Genomic DNA, 6,573 nt, shown 5'->3' on the forward strand with positions numbered 1-6,573 from the left:
ATTTTATAACTAAAAATCGATTTCATCCGCATAAAAATGCACCAAGCATTCAAATTTAGTTGAGTATTTACCGTAGAGTAAACCATAAAAAAGCACTTTCAAGCATCTAAGAATTGTAACTTGATGTAATCTTGCATTGTATTAATGACTTATAATAACGAAAGAGAATAAGAAGAGCGCTCAACAAGGTAATTATTAATCCTTGATAGAATATTTGTGAGATTTTTTGCTAAATTCAATTTTTTTTGATGTGAGTTAAGTAATGTTGATAAAGCGCATCCACTTGCGAGCTACACATCAACGGCATGGCTGCTTTTAACTCGTCTTTTGACCAATGCCACCATTGCATTTCCAATAACATTGCTATGTGGGGCTCTAAAAAACGTTTTTTCACACAGCGTGATGGATTACCGACCATGACAGCATAAGGTTCTACATCTTTCGTTACTACAGCACGAGTCCCAATCACGGCACCGTCTCCAATCGTAACACCAGGTAGAATGACACATTCCGCGCCCAGCCATACATCATTGCCAACGACGGTATCCCCTGCTCGCTTGATCCCTGACTTTACGCCTTCGCCAAATTCCGCAAAATCAAACGGGAAGCTGGAAATCCAATCATGCCGATGACCTTGATTACCAGACAGCATAAACACTACGCCTGATGCAACTGAGCAATAACGCCCGATGATCAATTTATCAACGTCACCAAAAATGCCCGATTGCCACACTTCTGCACTGGATTTATCACCCAGCAAGTAATGAACGCATTGATCTTCAAAATGATGTTGGTGGTAATAGCCAGAATAGTAGCTGTAGTCTCCCACATCTATATTAGGATTTGTGATGTGGCGTTTGATCTCATACCCCCCTAACCAAGAGGGAAAAATAGTCGATTCCATATCAAACCTTCTTTGTTCTTAGTGCAATAAACTATATCCCCAAGTGACTTCAATGACATGTTCCCATTGCTGCAAGTTATTCTCATTGAATCTAGTACCTTGATACGACTTAGGTATATTATCTGCTGGTACTCATCAATTGGGATGTAATAACAATGATTGCTCAACTTTATACCGCTTATTTAGGTGAACTTTACGGCATTGTTTTTTTTAAAACCTTTGCTGAAAAGTATAGTGACGATAGCCATAACGACAAATGGCAAACATTAATAAAAGTAGAAGAGCTAACAGCCCAGCAATTAAAAGTCGGGCTTGAAGCACTGGGACATCCTTGCGCTGATTATGATCAAGAGATGGAGCAAAAAGGCTTAGCGGATGCCCAAAAGTGGTTATCACTACCATGGAAAGAGTTAGTCGATACTATGGTGCCGTGGGTTGCTCCCTATCAACAGCGTTACCAACAACAAGCCGATGAAGCGACTAAACACCAAGCTCTCTTTACTCTTGTTGCAGATCATGAGAATGCGATCTATGACTATCTGCTCGCAGAGCAGCGTAATGAAGCTAACAGCCTTGATATATTGACTGCATTTATTAACAAATACGCATAATTCAAATTATGAGCAAGGTTTTACCACTAAACCTTGCTCCATTAACCCTCTAATAATTAAAGAAAAAAACAATTCATCCGCCTAACTTTTACACCTAATTCCTAACAGTTTAATAACTATACTCTTTCATTTCCCTGACAAATGAACACTGTTTCAAATGGAGAATACCACCAACTTATTCACCCAGTGAATAACTCGTTACTGAAACGAAGCCACGGTTTAATTAAGGAATCTGACTTTGAAAAAGAAATTACTATTACTTTCTCTACTTGCTTCAACATCGTTAATCGGCTGTAAAGCACTTCCAATTCCATCAAATGCGAACATGGCGAATCCCGCTGCCACTTACTGTGTGGATCACGGCGGTCAGTTCTTAACGAGAAAAAACATGGATGGTAGTGAAACGGGCTTATGTCGTTTCCACGACGGAAGCCAATGTGATGCATGGGCATTCAAACGTGGTACCTGTAAAGCAGGTGCCGATGCACCCATCGTTTATGGTGCGACGCAATAAATAATCACTCTCATCACTAAAAAATAAACATCGGAAGGTAAAATATGAAAAAGTTACTATTAGTTGTTGGTTTACTACTTTCAAGTTCTGTTTTTGCACACGGTAACCCAGCATCAGATTACTGTGTACACCATGGCGGTCGTGTTGAGCTGCGCACACCTATGGGTGGTAATGGTCAAGTGGGTTACTGTGTATTTAACGACGGTAGCGCATGTGAAGAATTTGCCTTTATGCGTGGTGATTGTAAACCATCAGGTAAAACCCGTGAGCAACGTATGGTTGAGCACTGTATCAACAAAGGTGGTTACGTAACGGGTAATTCTTGTAAGTTCACTAAATGGGGTACCACTTGTGAGCTACACGATTTCTACAACCACAAATGTAGCAAGAAAAAAGGCTACAAAGTTTGGTAATAAGCAAATAAAAAGAGGGAGCACCTCCCCCTAGCTCCCTACTTTTTATTATGAACAGCTCAACTACGGTTGGGCTGTTTTTGTTTCTGTCTCTTTGGTGGTTTGAGAAGAGCTTGGTATGGCTAATGATGGACTCGACCATTGAGTGCCCCAATCATTAGCATTTAATGGCTCAGATGTCGGCTCATCATCGGTCACTAATTGTTCCGTTTCTTCAACGTCTGTTACTTCGCTCTCTGATAATAAGCTCTCCGTTGGAGGTGTTAATATTGATGCCTCACACAACAGTTCGATATCAGCAAGGGTTGGACGATAACCTTGGCGAGCATAGATATTATCAAGCAGCGCAATGATGGTATGAGGTTGAACAGGTTGCTGTTTTAAAGCCTTATACACTTCTTTCGCTATGTTTTGCACATTGAGAATAGATTCGATGCCAATAAGCGGTGCCGCTTGATCTCTTGCTTGACGGGCTTTTTGATAACCACTGGCATAGGCCATCGAAAACCAAATATAAGCCACCGCAGCATCATTCGCGGTTGCCCCTAAATGCATTTTCCCGACCAAATATTGCGCTTCAGGATGATTATGCTCAGCGGCTCGCTCTAGCCAATATTTCACTTTTTGCGGATCGGCAATAACACCTAGCCCCGTTTGATAACTAAAGGCGGTTTTCATGATGCCTTCAACATCATTTAATTTTGCTGCACGCACTCGCCAGTGAAATGCTTTATATGGCAAATAATGATCGGTATCTTCAACGGCGTACCATTCAGATAGAAACAATAAGGCAGGCAAGTGATCAAATTCCGCAGCTTGCAGTATGTTCTCAACGCCTAACTCACTGTTCGCCTCTACGCCTTTTCCTTGGATCAATAACAGACCAAAATGAAACAGTGCTTCTGGGGTATTTTGCTTTGCCTCAATCAATGCCTGCCAATAATTAGCTTTTAGTAATGCTTGTTTATCGGTGCTATCACGACGATACAAACGAGCTAAGGCATATTGCGCAATTTCATTACCTTGATCTGCGGCCTTTTCATACCAAGCTATCGCCTCTTTTAAATTGGTGTTCTCATATTCTTTCGCTAACGATAATTGGCTGGGGATATGTCCTGTACTGGCTTTATAGATCTTCTCTTCATGCTCAGCTTGTTTGGCTTTTTCCAATACTTGCTTGTACTTAATATCTTTAGCAACCTGCTGTTGTTTTTCTGTTTGCTGCGTTTTTTGCGTCACAAAATAGCGTGAAATCAACCACCCTAAAATGATAATCGGAATAATAAACAGCCAAATTAGATGAGACATACATCCTCATGCATATGGTGGAATACTATTGATGATTATCGGCTAACAGCCAATAAACTAAAGCGTTTGACTGTCAGCATTAGACCTTGATCATTGTTCCGTGATTCGAGCTTTACGCATTGCACATAGCTAAGCAAGATAAAAGGATGTAAAAGCCTGAACTATAGGTTAATTATTGATTTTCACCCGGTAGACTACCAAGCCTGATTCACCACCTAATAAAGAGCCATTAAGCGACCACAAAATATCACCTCGATAACCAATATTATTACTGCCATTTGGGGTCGCTACATTACAGGTAATCGAGGTCGGCAGTAATAATGGATCACAAACAACCACTTGCTGGATCACGGTAAAATCAGGCGTGCTATCATGGAGTACCATATCTTCTATTGTTCCAGTTCCGGTATTAGTGAAACGGAGTCGGTATTCAAGAATATCGCCAGGGTTAGCAACATTGCTGATCCCTTCAGGTGTCCCTTGAGTGACATTTCGTACGGTTTTGGTGAGTTTCAAATGTCCGCTATCGGTAGATAATACTGAAATGGTGTCGTTATTATTTAATACCTTAGTCACACCGTGATTTACATTAGCGCTGTCTTCAAACGTCATATCAGCACGAACAAAATAATCTAGCATGGAGTCAACGCTAATTGCGCTGGGTGAGAAGATTTTACTGATCACACAGATCTGCCCATTCGCTCGGCCCTGATACGGATTAGCAATTGGTGTATCATCCGGATCAAGAGTGGCATCACAATTCTTGTCTTCATATAGCATGACATTCCAATCAGGGTTATTCGGTGAGCTTGTTTCATTTTCAAGCGTAATACGGACACTACCTGCGGTGTATGTGGTTAAACGGTGAGAAAGAAGTAACGTACTCGCTGTTTTCATCACTTCAGAGTAATTAGGTGAGAAGGTCGGGGCTTTAACTTTACCAAAATTTAAGTTATCAACCTGATCACCAGCTTGAGCGGTGATCGCCATAATATTATCGGTAACATCAGGATTAGTGAGTTGGCTAATACTACTGTCACTTTGCTCACTGATTTCAATCCATGGGGATTGAGCCACTACCTTCACCAACAAATTTTTATTGGCGTATTTCACTGGTAGGGTAAATTGATACTCCCCACTACCCGCAGAAACCGTTGTCGCAATAATATCGCCAGTGGTAACGCCTGACACACCCGTGTCATTGAAAATCACTTGAACAGTAAAGTTTGCAACGCCTTCTTCACCACTTTCAATCACCCCATTGTGAGCAATACCTGCGATATTTCCGCCGTTATCGTTAAAGATCTTCCCACTTAAAACAATCTGATTAATGATTTCAAATTGATGATCTTCTACCTCACCATCAGAGACATCCGTATTAGCATCCAATGCGCCAATAGCATCAGTGGTGATCCGTAAGCGAACATAACTCATGCCAGAATTGGTTGTTATATCAAGCCCATTCCATGTCAGTAACGCACTGCCCTCTAATGTGGTTGAATTATCATTGCATGTCGCTGATGTAAACTCATCGCCATCAAATGTGCCATTACGATCGCTATCTATCCACCCATATACTGTGGCACCTAAATCTGTGCCATCAAAATCATTACACGGCACCGTTAAGCTATACGCAGCCGCATTAGCATTACTGTTAACCAGTATTAACCCCTCAGCTAATGCATCTTCATCATCAGGCGTGATCCCTTCATTATCATCATCTGTGGCATTATTATTGTTATCTATACCGTCAGTAAAACGATCCTCTTCATGATCCGGTGGCACTGCGCCTAAGTAGATATTGACGTTATCTCCTCCGTTTGCCCCTGCCTGTAAACCACCATAGCTACTCGGTGCATCACCATAATCCACTTTGGTTGAACGAAAGACATAGGTACAGTTGTAGTTATTGCCATTAGTCACAGTCAGAGGGTTTGCACATGAAAACGACACCAGCTCATAATCTGCAGGCCCAGTCCAAGTAAAACTATAATTACTCGGTGTCATCGCTTTACTGTCACCAGATGTAAAACTAACCGCAATATTGCTGGTATCTGTTGCAATAAGTGAGAAATCAGAAGCTAATGCAGAGCCCGTTTGAACAACAGCATTTAAGGTAATATTGGCTTGAACAAATGAATAAGCACGAAAACGTACCTTATCTAATGCTGCACCTTGTCGACCATTAAAACCCGCTAAGGCTTGTCCTGCTGGCGCAACAATACGGTTATAGTAAGTCCCCGGATAGTTACGATCTGGACCAATTTTACCTGTAGAAGGTGAAGCTGGTGCTGCTGCAATTTCTAACCGCTTGGAGATTTGATTATAAGTAACTTGCGCGCAGTAGAGGCGAAACCAACCCATTACTGGCCAGTCTGTTGTATCAGCATCGACACCAACAACTGCCTGATTCGCTGGACAAGAGCCCGTATATAATGTGCCATTAGGAACGGAGCCACCTCCCCATCCAGTGACACCAACCTCGGTTAATGTTGCGTTATTATTCACGACAGTTATTTGAGAGCAACGACCACGTAGCGCAATACCATCAAGGTTTCCCCCTGTATTTTGATTATAAAAATCAAAGCCAGTCATTAATTGACCTGAAGGGCAGAGCTTTTCAGGAAATTCCCCACCACCATTACCACCGATATCAACCAAAGTACTTTGATAAACCAATCCAACACCTTCTGCAGCATCAACCGGTTTCATCATTGATAAGAAAGAAAGGAAAAAAACAGTAGTGACTACTCGTATAACGCAACGCATCATAAAAACCACCCTAGCTTTATAATCAATAAGTTAGAACTATCTTCTTTATAG

The 6,573-nt window shown here is 41.5% G+C and carries 6 protein-coding genes; 3 read left to right on the forward strand and 3 right to left on the reverse strand.

The window, feature by feature from the left end; all coding sequences use genetic code 11:
• Positions 1-235 precede the first annotated feature (235 nt).
• Positions 236-904 (reverse strand): CatB-related O-acetyltransferase, encoded by a 669-nt coding sequence (locus tag E5A76_RS07045; protein WP_161118500.1) that lies wholly within the window; start codon positions 902-904, stop codon positions 236-238.
• Between the two features lie 155 nt (positions 905-1,059).
• On the opposite strand from E5A76_RS07045, the gene E5A76_RS07050 reads away from it, so the two are divergent.
• The 3 genes from E5A76_RS07050 to E5A76_RS07060 all read left to right on the forward strand — a co-directional run bounded on the left by E5A76_RS07050 (position 1,060) and on the right by E5A76_RS07060 (position 2,442).
• Positions 1,060-1,515, forward strand: a complete 456-nt coding sequence (locus E5A76_RS07050; RefSeq protein ID WP_053987788.1) for a hypothetical protein — start codon at positions 1,060-1,062, stop codon at positions 1,513-1,515.
• Between the two features lie 238 nt (positions 1,516-1,753).
• Positions 1,754-2,029, forward strand: coding sequence for a putative hemolysin (locus E5A76_RS07055; protein ID WP_053987787.1), 276 nt, complete (start codon positions 1,754-1,756; stop codon positions 2,027-2,029).
• Between the two features lie 44 nt (positions 2,030-2,073).
• Positions 2,074-2,442: a DUF333 domain-containing protein gene (locus E5A76_RS07060; protein ID WP_053987786.1), complete on the forward strand. Its 369-nt coding sequence runs from the start codon at positions 2,074-2,076 to the stop codon at positions 2,440-2,442.
• A gap of 63 nt (positions 2,443-2,505) precedes the next feature.
• Here E5A76_RS07060 and E5A76_RS07065 read toward each other — a convergent pair whose 3' ends face one another.
• Positions 2,506-3,750 carry a tetratricopeptide repeat protein gene (locus tag E5A76_RS07065; protein WP_237459276.1) on the reverse strand — a complete coding sequence of 415 codons (1,245 nt, stop codon included), beginning with the start codon at positions 3,748-3,750 and terminating at the stop codon, positions 2,506-2,508.
• Between the two features lie 168 nt (positions 3,751-3,918).
• Positions 3,919-6,522, reverse strand: a complete 2,604-nt coding sequence (locus E5A76_RS07070; protein ID WP_161118501.1) for a GEVED domain-containing protein — start codon at positions 6,520-6,522, stop codon at positions 3,919-3,921.
• Positions 6,523-6,573: the final 51 nt, after the last annotated feature.

Origin of the sequence: Photobacterium lucens (assembly GCF_009873615.1) — a bacterium.
GTDB lineage: Bacteria > Pseudomonadota > Gammaproteobacteria > Enterobacterales > Vibrionaceae > Photobacterium > Photobacterium lucens.

Excerpts from the sequence above, each read along its gene's own strand:
- E5A76_RS07045 (WP_161118500.1), bottom strand. The coding sequence starts at position 904 with ATGGAATCGACTATTTTTCCCTCTTGGTTAGGGGGGTATGAGATCAAA.
- E5A76_RS07050 (WP_053987788.1), top strand. The coding sequence starts at position 1,060 with ATGATTGCTCAACTTTATACCGCTTATTTAGGTGAACTTTACGGCATT.
- E5A76_RS07060 (WP_053987786.1), top strand. The coding sequence starts at position 2,074 with ATGAAAAAGTTACTATTAGTTGTTGGTTTACTACTTTCAAGTTCTGTT.
- E5A76_RS07065 (WP_237459276.1), bottom strand. The coding sequence starts at position 3,750 with ATGTCTCATCTAATTTGGCTGTTTATTATTCCGATTATCATTTTAGGG.
- E5A76_RS07070 (WP_161118501.1), bottom strand. The coding sequence starts at position 6,522 with ATGATGCGTTGCGTTATACGAGTAGTCACTACTGTTTTTTTCCTTTCT.